Annotated in this window: 18 protein-coding genes and 1 pseudogene; 9 read left to right on the forward strand and 10 right to left on the reverse strand. The window is 61.6% G+C overall.

What is annotated here, in order from left to right; genetic code table 11:
* Positions 1-46: 46 nt before the first annotated feature.
* Both NE357_RS28140 and dadA read right to left on the reverse strand, forming a co-directional pair.
* Complete coding sequence (locus NE357_RS28140) at positions 47-400, reverse strand: RidA family protein (RefSeq protein ID WP_039765240.1); 354 nt, start codon at positions 398-400, stop codon at positions 47-49.
* Entirely contained in the window at positions 372-1,676 is a 1,305-nt protein-coding gene (gene dadA / locus NE357_RS28145) for a D-amino acid dehydrogenase (RefSeq protein ID WP_085708888.1), read from the reverse strand. The genes NE357_RS28140 and dadA overlap by 29 nt, the downstream gene beginning before the upstream one ends.
* Before the next feature lie 154 nt (positions 1,677-1,830).
* Here dadA and NE357_RS28150 point away from each other — a divergent pair, with 154 nt between their 5' ends.
* Complete coding sequence (locus tag NE357_RS28150; protein ID WP_003177284.1) at positions 1,831-2,319, forward strand: Lrp/AsnC ligand binding domain-containing protein; 489 nt, start codon at positions 1,831-1,833, stop codon at positions 2,317-2,319.
* A 4-nt stretch (positions 2,320-2,323) separates the two neighbouring features.
* Here NE357_RS28150 and NE357_RS28155 read toward each other — a convergent pair whose 3' ends face one another.
* Positions 2,324-2,677, reverse strand: coding sequence for a YkgJ family cysteine cluster protein (locus tag NE357_RS28155; protein WP_007954485.1), 354 nt, complete (start codon positions 2,675-2,677; stop codon positions 2,324-2,326).
* 145 nt (positions 2,678-2,822) lie between these two features.
* Here NE357_RS28155 and NE357_RS28160 point away from each other — a divergent pair, with 145 nt between their 5' ends.
* On the forward strand, positions 2,823-4,133 hold the full coding sequence (locus tag NE357_RS28160) for an NAD(P)/FAD-dependent oxidoreductase (protein ID WP_169432446.1): 1,311 nt from the start codon (positions 2,823-2,825) through the stop codon (positions 4,131-4,133).
* Between the two features lie 113 nt (positions 4,134-4,246).
* On the opposite strand, the gene NE357_RS28165 is transcribed toward NE357_RS28160, so the two are convergent.
* Positions 4,247-4,492 (reverse strand): DUF1127 domain-containing protein, encoded by a 246-nt coding sequence (locus NE357_RS28165; RefSeq protein ID WP_169432447.1) that lies wholly within the window; start codon positions 4,490-4,492, stop codon positions 4,247-4,249.
* Between the two features lie 179 nt (positions 4,493-4,671).
* On the opposite strand from NE357_RS28165, the gene NE357_RS28170 reads away from it, so the two are divergent.
* Both NE357_RS28170 and NE357_RS28175 read left to right on the forward strand, forming a co-directional pair.
* Positions 4,672-6,093 (forward strand): aminotransferase-like domain-containing protein, encoded by a 1,422-nt coding sequence (locus NE357_RS28170; RefSeq protein WP_169432448.1) that lies wholly within the window; start codon positions 4,672-4,674, stop codon positions 6,091-6,093.
* 60 nt (positions 6,094-6,153) lie between these two features.
* The gene (locus tag NE357_RS28175; protein WP_169432449.1) at positions 6,154-7,722 is read left to right on the forward strand and encodes a phospholipase D family protein; all 1,569 of its coding nucleotides are present in this window, start codon (positions 6,154-6,156) and stop codon (positions 7,720-7,722) included.
* Positions 7,723-7,743: 21 nt separating this feature from the next.
* Here the strand turns inward: NE357_RS28175 and NE357_RS28180 are convergent, their stop codons facing one another.
* Both NE357_RS28180 and NE357_RS28185 read right to left on the reverse strand, forming a co-directional pair.
* Positions 7,744-8,889 carry an MFS transporter gene (locus NE357_RS28180; RefSeq protein WP_169432450.1) on the reverse strand — a complete coding sequence of 382 codons (1,146 nt, stop codon included), beginning with the start codon at positions 8,887-8,889 and terminating at the stop codon, positions 7,744-7,746.
* A gap of 184 nt (positions 8,890-9,073) precedes the next feature.
* The gene (locus NE357_RS28185; protein ID WP_085708877.1) at positions 9,074-10,567 is read right to left on the reverse strand and encodes an aldehyde dehydrogenase; all 1,494 of its coding nucleotides are present in this window, start codon (positions 10,565-10,567) and stop codon (positions 9,074-9,076) included.
* A gap of 235 nt (positions 10,568-10,802) precedes the next feature.
* Here NE357_RS28185 and NE357_RS28190 point away from each other — a divergent pair, with 235 nt between their 5' ends.
* The gene (locus NE357_RS28190; RefSeq protein WP_169432451.1) at positions 10,803-11,165 is read left to right on the forward strand and encodes a cupin domain-containing protein; all 363 of its coding nucleotides are present in this window, start codon (positions 10,803-10,805) and stop codon (positions 11,163-11,165) included.
* 73 nt (positions 11,166-11,238) lie between these two features.
* Here NE357_RS28190 and rpmG read toward each other — a convergent pair whose 3' ends face one another.
* The 3 genes from rpmG to NE357_RS28205 all read right to left on the reverse strand — a co-directional run bounded on the left by rpmG (position 11,239) and on the right by NE357_RS28205 (position 12,006).
* Positions 11,239-11,394 carry a 50S ribosomal protein L33 gene (rpmG, locus tag NE357_RS28195; RefSeq protein WP_003177274.1) on the reverse strand — a complete coding sequence of 52 codons (156 nt, stop codon included), beginning with the start codon at positions 11,392-11,394 and terminating at the stop codon, positions 11,239-11,241.
* A gap of 11 nt (positions 11,395-11,405) precedes the next feature.
* Positions 11,406-11,639 carry a 50S ribosomal protein L28 gene (rpmB, locus tag NE357_RS28200; RefSeq protein WP_003177273.1) on the reverse strand — a complete coding sequence of 78 codons (234 nt, stop codon included), beginning with the start codon at positions 11,637-11,639 and terminating at the stop codon, positions 11,406-11,408.
* A gap of 199 nt (positions 11,640-11,838) precedes the next feature.
* On the reverse strand, positions 11,839-12,006 hold the full coding sequence (locus NE357_RS28205; RefSeq protein ID WP_169432452.1) for a hypothetical protein: 168 nt from the start codon (positions 12,004-12,006) through the stop codon (positions 11,839-11,841).
* A 79-nt stretch (positions 12,007-12,085) separates the two neighbouring features.
* Here NE357_RS28205 and NE357_RS28210 point away from each other — a divergent pair, with 79 nt between their 5' ends.
* Positions 12,086-13,672 carry an ABC transporter substrate-binding protein gene (locus NE357_RS28210; RefSeq protein WP_169432453.1) on the forward strand — a complete coding sequence of 529 codons (1,587 nt, stop codon included), beginning with the start codon at positions 12,086-12,088 and terminating at the stop codon, positions 13,670-13,672.
* A gap of 67 nt (positions 13,673-13,739) precedes the next feature.
* Here the strand turns inward: NE357_RS28210 and radC are convergent, their stop codons facing one another.
* Positions 13,740-14,414, reverse strand: a complete 675-nt coding sequence (gene radC / locus NE357_RS28215) for a RadC family protein (RefSeq protein WP_169432454.1) — start codon at positions 14,412-14,414, stop codon at positions 13,740-13,742.
* Between the two features lie 135 nt (positions 14,415-14,549).
* On the opposite strand from radC, the gene coaBC reads away from it, so the two are divergent.
* From coaBC to NE357_RS28230, 3 genes and pseudogenes are all read left to right on the forward strand, one after another.
* Positions 14,550-15,758, forward strand: coding sequence for a bifunctional phosphopantothenoylcysteine decarboxylase/phosphopantothenate--cysteine ligase CoaBC (gene coaBC, locus NE357_RS28220; protein WP_085606127.1), 1,209 nt, complete (start codon positions 14,550-14,552; stop codon positions 15,756-15,758).
* 5 nt (positions 15,759-15,763) lie between these two features.
* Positions 15,764-16,219, forward strand: coding sequence for a dUTP diphosphatase (gene dut / locus NE357_RS28225; protein ID WP_007954445.1), 456 nt, complete (start codon positions 15,764-15,766; stop codon positions 16,217-16,219).
* A gap of 257 nt (positions 16,220-16,476) precedes the next feature.
* Positions 16,477-17,853, forward strand: a pseudogene (locus NE357_RS28230) (phosphomannomutase/phosphoglucomutase); the annotation flags it as partial.
* Between the last annotated feature and the right edge of the window lie 13 nt (positions 17,854-17,866).

The raw sequence follows: 17,866 nt of genomic DNA on the forward strand, positions 1-17,866 counted from the left end.
CGGCGTGAACCGCCAACAGCACCGGGAGAGGGATCTTTACAACGTGTTACGGCAACGCGGCGACGATGGAGATCTCGACCAGGATGCTCGGCTTGGCCATCTTCGCTTCAACCGTGGCACGGGCCGGCGCGGCGCCTTTGGGCAGCCACTGATCCCACACCGAATTCATGCCGGCAAAGTGCGCCTCGATGTCGTTCAGATAGATCGTCGCCGACAGCAGATGCTGTTTGTCGGTGCCGGCCAGATCGAGCAGACGCTCGATGTTGGCGAGTACGTCGCGGGTCTGCTGTTCGACACCGGCGTTGAAGTCATCGCCGACCTGCCCGGACAGATACACCGTACCGTTGTGGCTGACGATCTGACTCATGCGCTCATTGGTGAGCTGGCGCTGGATTGCCATGCTTTGCGGACTCCTGGGTCTTGTTGCCATAACGGGAAATATCGAGGCCTTCGGCGCTGATCTGCGGCTTTTTCTTCGCCATCAGGTCAGCCAGCAAGCGACCGGAGCCACACGCCATGGTCCAGCCGAGGGTGCCGTGACCGGTGTTCAGGAACAGGTTCTTGAACGGGGTGGCGCCGACGATCGGCGTGCCATCCGGCGTGGTTGGACGCAGACCGGTCCAGAAACTCGCTTCGGCCAGATTGCCGCCCTGAGGATAAAGGTCGTTGACGATCATCTCCAGGGTTTCGCGCCGACGCGGGTTCAGCGACAGGTCAAAACCGGCGATCTCCGCCATGCCGCCAACGCGGATGCGGTTGTCGAAACGAGTGATCGCGACCTTGTAGGTCTCGTCGAGGATGGTCGAAGTCGGGGCCATGGCCGGGTTGGTGATCGGCACGGTCAGCGAGTAGCCCTTCAACGGATAGACCGGGGCCTTGATGCCCAGCGGCTTGAGCAGTTGCGGCGAGTAGCTGCCGAGGGCCAGCACGTAGCGGTCGGCGGTTTCCAGCTTGCCGTCGATCCACACGCCGTTGATGCGGTCACCGGCGAAGTCGAGGCGCTGGATGTCCTGGTTGAAACGGAATTCCACACCCAGGTTCACGGCCATTTCGGCGAGGCGGGTGGTGAAAATCTGGCAGTCGCCGGTCTGGTCGTTCGGCAGGCGCAGGGCACCGGCGAGGATGTCGGTGACGCTGGCCAGCGCCGGCTCGACGCGGGCAATGCCGGCGCGGTCGAGGACTTCGAACGGTACGCCGGACTCTTTCAGGACGGCGATGTCCTTGGCGGCGCCATCAAGCTGAGCCTGGGTGCGGAACAGCTGGGTGGTGCCCAGGCTGCGACCTTCGTAGGCGATGCCGGTTTCGGCGCGCAATTCGTCGAGGCAGTCGCGGCTGTACTCGGACAGACGCACCATGCGCTCCTTGTTCACCGCGTAACGGTTGGCGGTGCAGTTGCGCAGCATCTGCGCCATCCACAGGTACTGGTCGATGTCGGCGGTGGCCTTGATCGCCAGCGGCGCGTGGCGTTGCAGCAGCCATTTGATGGCCTTGAGCGGAACGCCCGGCGCGGCCCACGGCGAGGCGTAGCCCGGCGAGACCTGGCCGGCGTTGGCGAAACTGGTCTCCATGGCCGCGGCGGGCTGCCGGTCGACCACCACCACTTCAAACCCGGCACGGGCCAGATAGTAAGCACTGGCGGTACCGATGACGCCGCTACCCAAGACCATAACGCGCATTTTTGTATCCCTCTCGCGGCGTGCCGCGTACGTCTGTTGTCAGAGCAATGATGCGCGCAGTGTAAAAAAGATTCGCCAGTGCTTTTCACTGTATAAGCGCCTATATTTGGCGACAATTCTCGGCAAAAACCCTTTTCACGGAGGCGCATCCCCTATGCGTACCAACACTCAGACCAAACGTGAGCTGGACAAGATCGACCGCAACATCTTGCGGATCCTGCAGGCGGACGGGCGGATTTCATTCACTGAACTGGGCGAGAAAGTCGGGCTCTCCACCACGCCCTGCACCGAGCGGGTGCGACGCCTGGAGCGTGAGGGGATCATCATGGGCTACAACGCCCGCCTGAATCCGCAGCACTTGAAGGGGAGTCTGCTGGTGTTCGTCGAGATCAGCCTCGACTACAAGTCCGGCGATACTTTCGAAGAGTTCCGACGCGCGGTGCTGAAATTGCCCCACGTACTGGAGTGCCACCTGGTGTCAGGGGATTTCGACTATCTGGTGAAGGCGCGGATTTCCGAGATGGCCTCGTACCGCAAGCTGCTGGGCGACATCCTGCTCAAGCTGCCGCACGTACGCGAATCCAAGAGCTACATCGTGATGGAAGAAGTGAAAGAGAGCCTGAGCCTGCCGATTCCGGACTGAACGCTCAGACCAGCACCTGTCGGTTCTCGGCCATGTACTCGAACACCTGCTTCTCGACCCGTGGGTGAATCAGCTCCACCGGCCGACGGCCGTTGGGGCACGGCAAGGTCTGGGTGGTGCCGAACAAGCGGCAGATCAGCGGCCGTTCGTCATACACCGTGCAGCCGTTCGGCCCCAGGTGCACACAGTTGAGTTCTTCCATGGCCGCGTCCTGCTCGGCACGCGTCTTGCGCGGCAGGCGGGACATTTCCTCGGGCGAGGTGGTCACCGGCCCACAGCAGTCATGACAGCCCGGCACGCACTCGAACGTGGGAATCTGCTGACGCAGGGTGCGGATTTTCTGACTGTTGCAGCTCATTGCAGCGGTAACCGGAGCGAAATAGGCGGCAATTGTGCCGCAAAAGCCGTGATCCAGACACCACGGGCCGACCAATGTTGCCCGGCCTCGGGCCTGCGGCTTATGCTCCGTCAAATTTTCTCGACACCCGTTCAGGATGACGCCCATGAATGCCCGCGCCCAAGCCTTCGCGAGCCAACCCCACGTTGCCTCTTACTACGCCGCCAGCAGCCTGCCGCAGCCCGACCATCCGGTGCTGCAAGGCGAGCTGATCGCGGACGTGTGCGTGGTCGGCGGCGGTTTCTCCGGGCTGAACACCGCGCTGGAGCTGGCAGATCGCGGCCTGAGCGTCGTGCTGCTGGAAGCGCACCGGATTGGCTGGGGCGCCAGCGGCCGCAATGGTGGGCAATTGATTCGCGGGGTGGGTCACGGCCTTGACCAGTTCGCCAACGTGATCGGCACCGACGGCGTGCGCCAGATGAAACTCATGGGCCTGGAAGCGGTGGAAATCGTCCGACAACGCGTCGAGCGTTTTCAGATCCCCTGCGACCTGACCTGGGGCTACTGCGACCTCGCCAACAAACCCCGCGATCTCGAGGGTTTTGCCGAGGATGCCGAAGAACTCCGAGGTCTCGGTTACCGCTATGAAACCCGACTGTTGCAAGCGAGCGAGATGCACACCGTGGTCGGTTCCAGACGCTACGTCGGCGGCCTGATCGATATGGGTTCCGGGCATCTGCATCCATTGAACCTGGCACTCGGCGAAGCCGCCGCGGCGCAGCAACTGGGGGTGAAGCTGTTCGAACAATCGGCGGTCACCCGCATCGACTACGGCCCTGAAGTCCGGGTGTACACGAAGCAAGGCTCGGTGCGGGCGAAGACTCTGGTGCTCGGCTGCAACGCCTATCTCAACAATCTGAATCCGCAACTCAGCGGCAAGGTGCTGCCCGCCGGCAGCTATATCATCGCCACCGAACCGCTGAGCGAAGAACAGGCCCACGCCCTGCTGCCACAGAACATGGCGGTCTGCGACCAACGGGTGGCGCTGGATTACTACCGCCTCTCGGCGGACCGTCGTCTGCTGTTCGGCGGCGCCTGCCATTACTCGGGTCGTGATCCGAAGGACATCGGCGCGTACATGCGGCCGAAGATGCTCGAAGTGTTCCCGCAACTGGCTTCGGCGAAAATCGAGTATCAGTGGGGCGGGATGATCGGCATCGGAGCCAACCGTCTGCCGCAGATTGGCCGGCTAAGCGATCAGCCGAACGTGTATTACGCCCAGGCCTATTCCGGTCACGGGGTGAATGCCACGCACCTGGCGGGCAAGTTGCTGGCCGAGGCCATCAGCGGCCAGCACAGCGGCGGTTTCGACCTGTTCGCCAAAGTGCCCCACATCACCTTCCCCGGTGGCAAGCATCTGCGCTCGCCGTTGCTGGCGTTGGGGATGTTGTGGCATCGCCTTAAAGAACTGGTCTGATGGTTTTGTAGCATCCTGAGGCCGCCATCGCGAGCAGGCTCGCTCCCACCTTGGAATGCAAACCCCTGTGGGAGCGAGCCTGCTCGCGAATGGACCTCATGAGTTCTGAAGATTCAGATCCGCCAGAACGGCTTCAACCCCTCCTCCAGCGCCTGTTCGCGAGTCAGCCCGACATCCTTGAGCTGCTCCGCCGTCAGGCCCAGCAGCGCTTTGCGTGTGTGCAGACGATGCCAGAACAGGCCCCAGCGGTTCAGGCCGGACGGCGCGTTGCGCAGCATCTCGTTGCGCGCGTTGTCCTGTTGCCCTGCCTCCAGTTCCTGACTGTGTAACGTCAGCCGCACATCGCTCAAGCCGTTCATTTTTGTCGCTCCTGTTTACTTGGGTAGCCAGAGATTCCATGATGCGCGGGCCGACAAAAGCATTACAGATTCAACACATCTGTATTATTTCCATACAGATTTGCTGTCTCCGGGACTGAATTGTCGATTTACGCCGCATCTGTACTGGTTTTTCGAATCACCTGCATCGAGGCAGTGCCATGACCCTGTATGTGAACCTCGCCGAACTGCTCGGCACCCGCATCGAACAAGGCTTCTACCGTCCTGGTGATCGCCTGCCGTCGGTGCGCGCCTTGAGCGTAGAACACGGGGTCAGCCTGAGCACGGTGCAGCAGGCCTATCGAATGCTGGAAGACAGCGGCCTGGCCACGCCAAAGCCCAAATCCGGGTACTTCGTGCCGGTCGGCCGCGAGCTGCCGGAACTGCCGGCGGTCGGGCGCCCGGCCCAGCGCCCGGTGGAAATTTCCCAGTGGGATCAGGTGCTGGAACTGATTCGCACGGTGCCGCGCAAGGACGTGGTGCAACTCGGTCGCGGCATGCCGGACATCTCGTCACCGACGATGAAACCGCTGCTGCGCGGACTGGCCCGTATCAGCCGCCGCCAGGACATGCCCGGTCTGTATTACGACAACATCCACGGCTCCCTCGAACTGCGCGAACAGATCGCCCGGCTGATGCTCGATTCCGGCTGCCAGTTGAGCGCCAGCGACCTCGTCATCACCACCGGTTGCCATGAAGCGCTGTCCACCAGCATCCACGCGATCTGCGAGCCGGGTGACATCGTCGCGGTGGAATCGCCAAGCTTTCACGGCGCCATGCAGACCCTCAAAGGGCTGGGCATGAAAGCCCTGGAAATCCCCACCGACCCGCTCACCGGCATCAGCCTCGAAGCGCTGGAACTGGCGCTGGAGCAATGGCCGATCAAGGTCATCCAGATCACGCCCAACTGCAACAATCCGCTCGGTTACATCATGCCGGAGTCGCGCAAGCGGGCCTTGCTCAATCTGGCCCAGCGCTTCGACGTCGCGATCATCGAGGACGATGTATATGGCGAGCTGGCCTACACCTACCCGCGTCCGCGCACGATCAAATCCTTCGACGAGGATGGCCGCGTGTTGCTGTGCAGCTCGTTCTCCAAGACGCTCGCGCCGGGATTGCGCATCGGCTGGGTCGCGCCGGGTCGATACCTTGAGCGGGTACTGCACATGAAATACATCAGCACCGGCTCCACCGCCCCACAGCCGCAGATCGCCATCGCCGAATTTCTCAAGGCAGGGCACTTCGAACCGCATTTGCGGCGGGTGCGCACGCAATACCAGCGCAATCGCGACGTGATGATCGACTGGGTGGCCCGTTATTTCCCGGCAGGCACCCGCGCCAGCCGTCCGCAAGGCAGCTTCATGCTCTGGGTCGAACTGCCGGAAGGTTTCGATACCCTGAAACTGAATCGAGCGCTGCACGACCAAGGCGTACAGATTGCCGTCGGCAGCATCTTTTCCGCCTCGGGCAAGTACCGCAATTGCCTGCGCATGAACTACGGTGCCAAACCTACACCGCTGATCGAAGAGGCGGTGCGCAAAGTCGGTGCAACGGCAATCAGATTGCTGGCGGAAGCCGACTGACTTTTCACGAGCAAACAGCGTCCATATGCCCAACCCTGCCGCCAACCGGAACAATCCCACGTGAGCTTCAGACAGCCCCTACTCGCTCTGCTGGTACTCGCCTCGTTCCTTGGCGGTTGTGCGTCTATCGACGTACCGCGCGAATCGAGCCAGGCCTTGCCGGCGTCCGACTCCGCGTTCGGCCGCTCGATCCAGGCCCAGGCGGCTCCCTACAAGGGCCAGTCCGGCTTTCGCCTGCTGTCCAACAGCACCGAAGCCTTCACCGCCCGCGCCGAACTGATCCGCAACGCCCAGAGCAGCCTCGACCTGCAGTACTACATCGTCCATGACGGCATCAGCACGCGAATGCTGGTGGAAGAAGTGCTGAAGGCCGCCGACCGTGGCGTGCGGGTGCGCATCCTGCTGGACGACACCACCAGCGACGGTCTCGACCTGATCATCGCCACGCTGGCGGCGCATCCGAATATCCAGATCCGCCTGTTCAATCCATTGCACCTGGGCCGCAGCACCGGCGTGACCCGCGCCGCAGGCCGGCTGTTCAACCTGTCGCAGCAACACCGGCGGATGCACAACAAACTGTGGCTGGCGGACAACAGCGCCGCGATCGTCGGCGGACGCAATCTGGGTGACGAGTACTTCGATGCCGAGCCCAATCTGAACTTCACCGACATCGACATGCTCAGCGTCGGACCGGTCGCCGAGCAGCTCGGACACAGTTTCGACCAGTACTGGAACAGCGCCCTGAGCAAACCGATCGACGAATTCCTCTCCAGCAAACCCTCGGCCAAAGACCTGCAGAACACCCGCACGCGCCTGGAAGAATCCCTCGAGGAAACCCGCAAACAAAATCACGCGCTCTATCAGCAGTTGATGACCTTCACCACCCACCCGCGCATGGACATCTGGCGCCGAGAGCTGATCTGGGCGTGGAACCAGGCGTTGTGGGATGCACCGAGCAAGGTGCTGGCGGACGGCGAGCCCGATCCGCAACTGCTGCTGACCACGCAACTGGCACCGGAACTGCGGGGTGTCAGCAAGGAACTGATGATGATTTCCGCCTACTTCGTACCGGGCCAGCCGGGGCTGGTTTACCTCACCGGCCGGGCCGATGCGGGCGTATCGGTGAGCCTGCTGACCAACTCGCTGGAAGCCACCGATGTGCCGGCAGTACACGGTGGTTATGCGCCGTATCGCAAGGCGTTGCTGGAACATGGCGTGAAACTGTTCGAGCTGCGGCGCCAGCCTGGGGATAACTTCGGCAGCGGCCCGCATCTGTTTTACAGCAAGTCGTTTCGCGGCTCGGATTCCAGCCTGCACAGCAAGGCGATGATCTTCGACGGAAAGAAAGCGTTCATCGGCTCGTTCAACTTCGACCCCCGCTCGGTGCTGTGGAACACCGAAGTCGGGGTGCTGGTGGACAGCCCCGAACTGGCAGCCCATGTGCGGGAACTGGCCCTGCAAGGCATGGCCCCGGCGCTGAGCTACGAGGCGAAACTGCAAGACGGGAAAGTGGTATGGGTCACCGAGGACAACGGCCAGATGCACACCTTGACCAAGGAGCCCGGCAGCTGGTGGCGGCGCGTCAATGCGTGGTTCAGCACCACGGTGGGGCTGGAGCGGATGCTGTAGCGATCCGCCCCGGTCGGATCCTCAGGCAGGCTCCGGCACCTTGCCGAACGCACCTTGCCGCAACAGCAGTATCACCAGCCCGAACGCCCCGGCCGCCATAAACCATGGCAGCGCGTGCCCGCTGATCCATTGACTGCCCGCCCCCGCCGCCAACGGCCCGATCAGGCAACCGACACCCCAAAGTTGCGCGACATGTGCATTGGCGCGCACCAGCGCATCGTCACGGTAGCGCTCGCCGATCAGGATCAGCGACAAGGTGAACAAGCCACCGGCACTGGCGCCGAACAGCACCCACAGCGGCCAGATCAGCAAGGTGTCGATCAGCATCGGGATCGCCAGACTCGACAGCATCAGCACCACGGCGCAACCGGCGAACAAGGTCCGCCGAGACAGGTAGTCGGCCAATGCACCGATGGGCAATTGCAGCAGCGCATCGCCCACCACCACGGTGCTGACCATCGCCAGCGCCATTTCTGCCGTAAAGCCTTGTTGCAGGCAATACACCGGCAACAGGGTCAAAATCATCGCCTCGAACGCGGCGAACAGCGACACCGCCCAGGCAATTGCCGGCAGCTCGCGACTGAAGCCCCACAGATCACCGAACGTCACGCTACTGGCCTCGCTGCTCGGCGCCCCGCTGCGACCCAGCAGCAACAGCGGCGAGACAATCAGCAGAGCGACGCCGACCCAGAAGCCGTAATCATGCGCGGTGCCGAGTGCGCCCAGCAGCAACGGACCGGACAGTTGGCTAAGCGCATAACTGCTGCCATACAGCGCCACCAGCCGCCCGCGCCACTGCTCGACCACCAGTTGGTTGATCCAGCTTTCGCCGAGGATGAAGACGATGGTCAGGATCACCCCGATCATCAACCGCAGCACCAGCCAGATCGGGTAGCTCGGTAGCAGTGCCAGCAGGCCGATGGACAATGCGCCGCCCCACAGGCACAGGCGCATCAGGTTCGCCGTGCCGAAACGCGCCGCCAGATGACTGGAAATCTTCGCCCCGAGCAACACGCCAATGGCCGGCATCGCGGCCATCACACCAATGGCGAACGAGCCGTAACCCCAGCCCTCCAGACGCAACGACACCAGCGGCATGCTGACACCGAGGGTCAGGCCAACACTCAAGACAGACGCCAACACGGCGAAATACGTCGCCCAACGCATGGTCCACGCTCCTGTGGATAATTTTTATTCACACAAAACCAATGTGGGAGCGGGCTTGCTCGCGAATGCAGTCTGACAGTCGACATTATTGCTGACTGACACACCGCCTTCGCGAGCAAGCCCGCTCCCACAAGGGTCTCTGTTTCGTCAGGGAGCCTGGAGTGACCGGGCTCCCGTCAACGGCTTACAGCTTGATCCAGGTCGCCTTCAGCTCGGTGTATTTATCGAATGCATGCAGCGACTTGTCACGGCCGTTGCCCGACTGCTTGAAGCCGCCGAACGGCGCGGTCATGTCGCCGCCATCGTACTGGTTGACCCACACGCTGCCGGCACGCAGTGCCTTGGCGGTCAGGTGTGCCTTGGAGATGTCCTGAGTCCAGACCGCTGCCGCCAGGCCGTAAGGCGTGTCGTTGGCGATGTTGATCGCCTCTTCGGCGGTATCAAAAGCGATGACCGACAGCACCGGGCCGAAGATCTCTTCCTGGGCGATCTTCATCGCGTTGCTCACGCCGTCGAAAATCGTCGGCTCGACGTAGGTGCCACCGGTTTCCTGAAGAATGCGCTTGCCGCCAGCCACCAGTTTGGCGCCGTCGGTATGGCCCGACTCGATGTAGGACAGCACGGTGTTCATCTGTTGGGTATCGACCAGCGCGCCAACGTTGGTAGCCGGATCCAGCGGGTTGCCCGGTTTCCAGGCTTTCAGCGCCTCGATCACCATCGGCAGGAATTTGTCCTTGATCGAACGCTCGACCAGCAGACGCGAACCGGCAGTGCAGACTTCGCCCTGGTTGAAGGCGATGGCGCTGGCGGCGGATTCGGCGGCGGCCTGCAGATCCGGCGCATCGGCAAACACGATGTTCGGGCTCTTGCCGCCAGCTTCCAGCCAGACGCGTTTCATGTTCGATTCGCCGGAATAGATCATCAGTTGCTTGGCGATTTTGGTCGAACCGGTGAACACCAGGGTGTCGACATCATTATGCAGAGCGAGCGCCTTGCCGACGGTGTGACCGTAGCCCGGCAGCACGTTCAGCACGCCTTTCGGAATACCGGCCTCGACCGCCAGTTCGGCGATGCGGATGGCGGTCAGCGGGGATTTTTCCGACGGTTTGAGGATCACCGAGTTACCGGTCGACAGCGCCGGACCGAGTTTCCAGCAGGCCATCATCAGCGGGAAGTTCCACGGCACGATGGCGCCGACCACACCCACTGGCTCGCGGGTTACCAGACCCAGCTGGTCGTGCGGCGTAGCGGCGACTTCGTCGTAGATCTTGTCGATCGCTTCACCGCTCCAGCTCAACGCCTGCGCGGCGCCCGGCACGTCGATGTACAGCGAATCGCTGATCGGCTTCCCCATGTCGAGGGTTTCGAGCAGGGCCAGTTCTTCGGCGTGCTGTTTCAGCAGGCCGGCGAAACGGATCATGGTGGCTTTGCGTTTGGTCGGCGCCAGGCGCGACCAGACGCCGGAATTGAAGGTGGCGCGGGCGTTTTCCACGGCGCGCTGGGCATCGGCGGCGTCACAGCTGGCAATCTTGCCCAGCAGACGGCCATCGACCGGGCTGATGCACTCGAAGGTCTCGCCGGAGACGGCATCGGTGTACTCGCCGTTGAGGTAGGCGCGGCCTTCGATCTTCAGGTCGCGGGCGCGTTGTTCCCAGTCGGCACGAGTCAGGGTGGTCATTCGAGTGTCCTCCTCTTGTTCAATACGAGCGCCGCGATCGTCGCGGTCGTCCTCAGGAATACTGCCCGGCCAGCCTGCTTTTCGGCCCAAGGCATCCGCCACCCTAAACCAGCGGCCGGGGTTGTTTCAATATATTTGACATAAGCTCCTTATACGGCCTTGCGGCGTTCAATTTAATCAACATAGACTTTGGCCCTTTCAAGCCACCGCGCCGTCATCACGGGAGAAAACAACAATGAACATCCAGAACGTCGTCGACATCAGCCTGACCATGGACCAGGCCGAGCGCTACCGCCCGGACCCGGCCAAAGTATTGAAGGGCGATCCCGAGCAGGCGGTGTTCAATCAGTACGACAGCCCTTGCGGGCAAATGGGCGTCGGCGTGTGGGAAGGTGCGGTTGGGCAGTGGACGGTGAATTACACCGAACATGAATACTGCGAAATCCTCCAGGGCGTTTCAGTGCTGCGAGACAGCGAAGGCAACGCCAAGACCCTGCGTGTCGGTGACCGCTTCGTGATTCCCGCCGGTTTCCGTGGCACCTGGGAAGTGCTGGAAGCGTGCCGCAAGGTCTATGTGATCTTCGAACAGAAGGCCTGAGGCTTTTCGCCAGACAACAAAAAAGGCCCGTATCGTGAGATACGGGCCTTTTTCGTAAGTCGGGAAAAATCAATTACTTGATTTTGCCTTCCTTGTAGATCACGTGCTTGCGAACAACCGGATCATATTTCTTGATCTCGATTTTGTCCGGGGTAGTACGCTTGTTCTTGTCGGTAGTGTAGAAGTGACCAGTACCGGCGCTCGAGATCAAACGAATCAATTCACGCATGATTAGCTCCCTTAAACCTTGCCGTCGCGACGCAGCTCGGCCAGCACAACGCTGATGCCACGCTTGTCGATGATACGCATGCCTTTGGCGGAAACGCGCAGGCGTACGAAACGTTTCTCTTCTTCAACCCAGAAGCGGTGATGCTGCAGGTTCGGCAGGAAACGACGACGGGTTTTGTTGTTTGCGTGGGAAATGTTATTCCCGGTTACCGGACCCTTACCGGTAACTTGACATACTCTAGACATGCCTCAGCCCTCTAAAACCACATGCCCAACCCGGCATGGGTTGGCCGCTTAATCTCTAGTCATTGTGGCGCCAGGCGCCGCGATTCTTTAGAGGTCTTACCGGCTACACCTACAAGCGAAGGAACCGGGCCCCTAGAAAAGAGCGCTGCTTTATACCAGAAAGACCACGGAGCAACAACTTTCCGTGTGCAATGAATAGCTAAAAAGCCGCTTTTTCCGCCTGCAAGCGCCTTGGGTAAAGGCTGCCGGCAATTTTTACCATTCGTCGAAGAAAATCGATCATACCCGCATTCGGGATTTTTCCTGCCGCCATTTCCGACAATTCCCCGGCCGCCAGGACTCGAAAATGCAAAAAGGGGATAGTCATTTGCAATTGCGACCACTAGGGTAGGCCTTTTCCAGACTGCACTTGCAGATGGGCCTTCGATCTGTAAAGGAAGCCGACCATGCGCCTCGCTGCCCTCCCCCTGCTGCTCGCCCCGCTATTGCTGAGCCCCCTGGCCCATGCCGCCGCCCTGAGCGTCTGCACCGAGGCCAGCCCTGAAGGGTTCGACGTGGTGCAATACAACTCGCTGACCACCACCAACGCCTCGGCCGACGTACTGATGAATCGCCTGGTGGACTTCGACACCGCCAGCGGCAAGGTGGTCCCTAGCCTGGCCGACAGCTGGGAAGTCAGCACCGACGGCCTGAGCTATGTCTTCAAATTGCACCCGCAGGTGAAATTTCATACGACCGACTACTTCAAGCCAACCCGCGAGTTGACCGCCGAAGACGTCAAATTCAGCTTCGACCGCATGCTCGACCCGGCCAACCCGTGGCACAAGGTCGCCCAGAGTGGCTTCCCGCATGCCCAGTCGATGCAACTGCCGAGCCTGATCAAGAAGATCGACGCACTGGACCCGCTGACCGTGCGCTTCACCCTCGATCACCCGGACTCGACGTTCCTGGCGACCCTGAGCATGGGCTTCGCCTCGATCTACTCCGCGGAATACGCCGACAAACTGCTGAAGGCCGGCTCGACCGACAAGCTCAACAGCCAGCCGGTCGGCACCGGCCCGTTCGTCTTCACCCGATTCCAGAAAGACGCCTCGATCCGCTACAAGGCCAACCCGGACTACTTCCGCGGCAAACCGGCAGTGGACCCGCTGATCTTCGCCATCACCCCGGACGCCAACGTGCGCCTGCAAAAACTGCGGCGCAACGAGTGCCAGATTGCCCTGTCGCCAAAACCGCTGGACGTACAGGCCGCGAAGCAGGAACCGACGCTGAAAGTCGAAAAGACTGACGCGTTCATGACCGCATTCGTCGGCATCAACAGCCAGCATCCGCCGCTGGACAAACCGGAAGTGCGTCAGGCAATCAACCTCGCCTTCGACAAGGCCAACTACCTGAAGGCTGTGTTCGAAGACACTGCCGAAGCCGCCAACGGCCCGTATCCGCCGAACACCTGGAGCTACGCGAAGAATCTGCCGGGTTACCCGCACGACGTGGCAAAAGCCAAGGCATTGCTGGCCAAGGCCGGCCTGAAGGACGGTTTCCAGACCACCATCTGGACACGTCCGTCCGGCAGCCTGCTCAACCCCAACCCGAGCCTCGGTGCGCAATTGCTGCAGTCGGATCTGGCGGAGATCGGCATTCAGGCGGAAATCCGCGTGATCGAATGGGGCGAGCTGATCCGTCGTGCCAAGGCGGGCGAGCATGACCTGCTGTTCATGGGCTGGGCCGGCGACAACGGCGACCCGGATAACTTCCTCACGCCGCAGTTTTCCTGCGCAGCGGTGAAATCCGGCACCAACTTCGCCCGCTACTGCAATGCCGACCTGGACAAGCTGATCAGCGCCGGCAAGACCACCAGCGAACAAGGTGTGCGCACCAAGCTGTATGAGCAGGCGCAGGCGCAGATCCAGCAGCAGGCGCTGTGGCTGCCGCTGGCGCATCCGACGGCGTATGCACTGACGCGCAAAGACGTGCAGGGTTACTCGGTCTCCCCGTTCGGGCGGCAGGACTATTCCAAGGTCACCCTCAAATAACCCGCCACAACACAAAACCTGTGGGAGCGGGCTTGCTCCCACAGGGGTTAGCGTTTGTACTTGGAAGCTACATCCAGCCACACTCCGCCATCGACAACGGCTCCCCATCGCCAACGATGAAGTGATCGAGCACCCGCACGTCAACCAACTCCAAAGCCTTCTGCAAGCGCTTGGTCAATAATCGATCAGCCTGACTCGGATCGCTGTTGCCCGACGGATGGTTGTGGCACAGGATCACGGCGGCCGCGTTATTGGCCAACGAGCGCTTCACCACTTCTCGGGGATGTACCGCGGTGTTGTCGATAGAGCCGCGAAACAGGGTCTCGAAGGTCAGCACCTGATGTTTGGAGTCGAGAAACAGGCAGCCGAACACCTCGTGCGGCTCATGGCGCAGCATGGCCTTGAGGTAATCGCGGACCACCTGCGGATTCTCCAGCGCCGTTTTCTGCCGCATGCGCTCGGCCAAATGTCGCCGCCCCATCTCCAGCACGGCCTGCAGCTGGGCGAACTTCGCCGGCCCCAGACCCAATTGCTCGCTGAACGCCCCGAGATCAGCCTCCAGCAACGCACGCAGGCTGCCGAACTGATTCAACAAGTGTCGCGCCAGATCCACCGCGCTTTTACCGGATACGCCGGTCCGCAGAAAAATCGCCAGCAATTCGGCATCGGAAAGACTTCCCGAGCCCTGTTCAAGCAGCTTCTCCCGCGGCCTTTCCGCCGCCGGCCAATCGCGAATACTCATACACCTTCCTTGTCTGTGGGCGCCGCTGTTCCGTAGCGGTCGCTGTGATATCGTAGCCCATCTTTTTTGCGGGCGAATTCACCCTGGGGAGGGGGTTTCGCCACGTATGTCACCAACGAAATGAAAGGCAGACCTATGCAGCGGCTGTATCGGAAACGCATCGTTCTGGGCGTCGGCGGCGGCATTGCTGCCTACAAGAGCGCCGATCTCGTGCGCCGCCTGATCGATCAGGGCGCCGAAGTGCGCGTGGTCATGACCCGTGGCGGCAGCGAATTCATCACCCCGCTGACCATGCAGGCGCTGTCCGGCCACCCGGTTCACCTGGACTTGCTCGACCCGGCCGCGGAAGCGGCGATGGGCCACATCGAACTGGCCAAATGGGCCGATCTGGTGCTGATCGCCCCGGCCACCGCCGACCTGCTCGCCCGTCTGGCCCAAGGCATTGCCAACGATCTGCTGACCACGCTGGTGCTGGCCACCGACGCCATTGTCGCTGTCGCCCCGGCCATGAACCAGGCCATGTGGCGCGACCCGGCGACCCAGGCCAACCTGCAACTCCTTGAAAGCCGTGGCCTGAAGACCTTCGGCCCGGCCTCCGGCAGCCAGGCCTGCGGCGACGTCGGCATGGGCCGCATGATGGAAGCCACCGATCTGGCCCAGCTCGCGGCGGACTGCTTCCAGCGTCAGGCGCTGACCGGCAAGCACGTAGTAATCACCGCCGGCCCGACCCAGGAAAACATCGACCCGGTGCGCTACATCACCAACCACAGCTCCGGCAAAATGGGCTTCGCCCTGGCGGAAGCGGCGGTTGAGGCCGGCGCCCGTGTCACCCTGATCAGCGGCCCGGTGCATTTGCCGACGCCGGATCGCGTCACCCGCATCGACGTGGTCAGCGCCCGCGACATGCTCGCCGCGTGTGAAGCCGCGATCCCTTGCGACATCTTTATCGCCTCGGCAGCGGTCGCGGACTACCGCCCGGAAGTCGTCGCCCCGCAAAAATTGAAGAAAGACCCTACGAGCGGTGACGGCTTCGTCCTGCAAATGGTGCGCAACCCGGACATCCTGGCCACCATCGCGACCCGTCCCGACCGTCCGTTCAGTGTCGGTTTCGCCGCCGAGACCGAACACCTGCTCGACTACGCAGCACGCAAGCTGAAGGACAAGAATCTCGATCTGATCGTCGCCAACGACGTCGCCAACCCGAGCATCGGTTTCAACAGCGAAGAAAACGCCTGCAGCGTCATCGACCGTGCGCTGCACGCCACGGTCTTCGCCCAGACCAGCAAGAGCAAGATCGCTCGCCAACTGGTCACTTTTATCGCCGAACGTCTGAACCAGGTTTAATTTACATGCACGCTTTGCAAGCCAAGATCCTCGACCCACGCATCGGTACTGAATTCCCGCTGCCGCAATACGCCACGCCAGGCTCCGCCGGCCTCGACCTGCGCGCCATGCTGCAAGAGGACATCGTCATCAAGCCGGGTGAAACCGTGCTGATCCCGACCGGTCTGTCGGTCTACATCGGCGACCCGAACCTCGCCGCGCTGATCCTGCCGCGCTCGGGCATGGGCCATAAGCACGGCATCGTGCTGGGCAATCTGGTCGGCCTGATCGACTCCGACTACCAGGGCCCGCTGATGGTCTCCTGCTGGAACCGTGGCCAGACCGAGTTCACCATGCCGGTGGGCGAGCGTCTGGCGCAGCTGGTGCTGGTGCCCGTAGTGCAGGCGCATTTCGAAATGGTCGAAGAGTTCGTCGAGACCGAGCGCGGCGCTGGCGGTTTCGGCCATTCCGGCACCAAGTGATTTGTCTTGTGGCGTGGGAGCCTGCTCCTTCGCCATAAAAATACGTAGATTCATCTGCAAGCTTTACCGCTGAAAATCAAGGCATTGGCAGGCCAAAGCCACGCCGCACAAGGCGTCATGGCCCTTTCACACCACGAACTCTCTGTGAAAACCGCCGTCATACCCTTCAGTTTGAGCTTGCCGTCGAATGAGTCGTCGGTGTGTCCAGCCACTTTCGAGATGGAGCATTTTCGCAGATGAGCACCCCCGCCCAAGTCGCCCCGAAGCTTCCCGACAGCATCTTCCGCGCCTATGACATTCGCGGCACCGTGCCGGAATTCCTCAATGGCGAAACCGCCTACTGGATCGGTCGCGCCATCGGCTCCCAGAGCCTGGCCCAGGGCGAACCGAACGTGTCCGTCGGTCGTGACGGCCGTCTGTCCGGCCCGGAACTGGTTGCCGAACTGATCCGCGGCATCGCCGAAAGCGGCTGCCATGTCAGCGACGTCGGCCTGGTGCCGACGCCGGCGCTGTACTACGCCGCCAACGTGCTGGCCGGCAAATCCGGCGTGATGCTCACCGGCAGCCACAACCCGTCGAACTACAACGGCTTCAAGATCGTGATCGCCGGTGACACCCTCGCCAACGAACAGATCCAGGTGCTGCATGAACGTATCAAGACCGGCAACCTGACCAGCGGCCAGGGCAGCGTAACCCAGGTCGAGATCCTCGACCGCTACACCACCGAAATCGTCCAGGACATCAAACTGGCCCGGCGCCTGAAAGTCGTGGTCGATTGCGGCAACGGCGCGGCCGGCGTGATCGCCCCGCAACTGATCGAAGCGCTGAACTGCGAAGTCATCCCGCTGTTCTGCGAAGTCGACGGCAACTTCCCGAACCACCACCCGGACCCGGGCAAGCCTGAAAACCTTGTCGACCTGATCGCCAAGGTCAAGGAAACCAAGGCTGACATCGGCCTGGCCTTCGACGGTGACGGCGACCGCGTCGGCGTGGTGACCAACACCGGTACCATCGTCTTCCCGGATCGCCTGCTGATGCTGTTTGCCCGCGACGTACTGGCCCGCAACCCGGGCGCGGAAATCATCTTCGACGTCAAATGCACCCGCCGCCTGATCCCGCTGATCAAGGAATATGGTGGCCAGTCGCTAATGTGGAAGACCGGTCACTCGTTGATCAAAAAGAAAATGAAACAGTCCGGCGCATTGTTGGCCGGTGAAATGAGCGGGCACATTTTCTTCAAGGAACGCTGGTTCGGTTTCGACGACGGTATTTACAGCGCCGCACGGCTGCTGGAAATTCTCAGCAAGGAAAAATCTTCGGCCGAGGAGCTGTTCGCGACCTTCCCGAACGATATTTCCACGCCGGAAATCAATATCCATGTGACCGAAGAGAGCAAATTCAGCATCATTGATGCACTGCACGATGCGCAGTGGGGCCCAGGCGCCGACCTGACCACCATTGACGGCGTGCGGGTCGATTACGCCAAAGGCTGGGGCCTGGTGCGCGCCTCCAACACCACACCGGTGCTGGTGCTGCGCTTCGAGGCCGATGACGAGGCTGAATTGCAGCGCATCAAGGCTGTGTTCCATGCCCAACTGAAACGCGTTGCACCTGATCTCCAACTACCGTTCTGATTTCTGATTCACC

The organism is Pseudomonas sp. G7(2022) (assembly GCF_052660475.1).

Excerpts from the sequence above, each read along its gene's own strand:
- NE357_RS28185 (WP_085708877.1), bottom strand. The coding sequence starts at position 10,567 with ATGACCACCCTGACTCGTGCCGACTGGGAACAACGCGCCCGCGACCTG.
- NE357_RS28150 (WP_003177284.1), top strand. The coding sequence starts at position 1,831 with ATGCGTACCAACACTCAGACCAAACGTGAGCTGGACAAGATCGACCGC.
- NE357_RS28140 (WP_039765240.1), bottom strand. The coding sequence starts at position 400 with ATGGCAATCCAGCGCCAGCTCACCAATGAGCGCATGAGTCAGATCGTC.
- NE357_RS28165 (WP_169432447.1), bottom strand. The coding sequence starts at position 4,492 with ATGAACGGCTTGAGCGATGTGCGGCTGACGTTACACAGTCAGGAACTG.
- coaBC (WP_085606127.1), top strand. The coding sequence starts at position 14,550 with ATGCAGCGGCTGTATCGGAAACGCATCGTTCTGGGCGTCGGCGGCGGC.
- NE357_RS28210 (WP_169432453.1), top strand. The coding sequence starts at position 12,086 with ATGCGCCTCGCTGCCCTCCCCCTGCTGCTCGCCCCGCTATTGCTGAGC.
- NE357_RS28180 (WP_169432450.1), bottom strand. The coding sequence starts at position 8,889 with ATGCGTTGGGCGACGTATTTCGCCGTGTTGGCGTCTGTCTTGAGTGTT.
- NE357_RS28170 (WP_169432448.1), top strand. The coding sequence starts at position 4,672 with ATGACCCTGTATGTGAACCTCGCCGAACTGCTCGGCACCCGCATCGAA.
- rpmG (WP_003177274.1), bottom strand. The coding sequence starts at position 11,394 with ATGCGTGAATTGATTCGTTTGATCTCGAGCGCCGGTACTGGTCACTTC.
- NE357_RS28190 (WP_169432451.1), top strand. The coding sequence starts at position 10,803 with ATGAACATCCAGAACGTCGTCGACATCAGCCTGACCATGGACCAGGCC.
- NE357_RS28160 (WP_169432446.1), top strand. The coding sequence starts at position 2,823 with ATGAATGCCCGCGCCCAAGCCTTCGCGAGCCAACCCCACGTTGCCTCT.
- rpmB (WP_003177273.1), bottom strand. The coding sequence starts at position 11,639 with ATGTCTAGAGTATGTCAAGTTACCGGTAAGGGTCCGGTAACCGGGAAT.
- NE357_RS28205 (WP_169432452.1), bottom strand. The coding sequence starts at position 12,006 with ATGACTATCCCCTTTTTGCATTTTCGAGTCCTGGCGGCCGGGGAATTG.
- NE357_RS28155 (WP_007954485.1), bottom strand. The coding sequence starts at position 2,677 with ATGAGCTGCAACAGTCAGAAAATCCGCACCCTGCGTCAGCAGATTCCC.
- dadA (WP_085708888.1), bottom strand. The coding sequence starts at position 1,676 with ATGCGCGTTATGGTCTTGGGTAGCGGCGTCATCGGTACCGCCAGTGCT.
- radC (WP_169432454.1), bottom strand. The coding sequence starts at position 14,414 with ATGAGTATTCGCGATTGGCCGGCGGCGGAAAGGCCGCGGGAGAAGCTG.
- dut (WP_007954445.1), top strand. The coding sequence starts at position 15,764 with ATGCACGCTTTGCAAGCCAAGATCCTCGACCCACGCATCGGTACTGAA.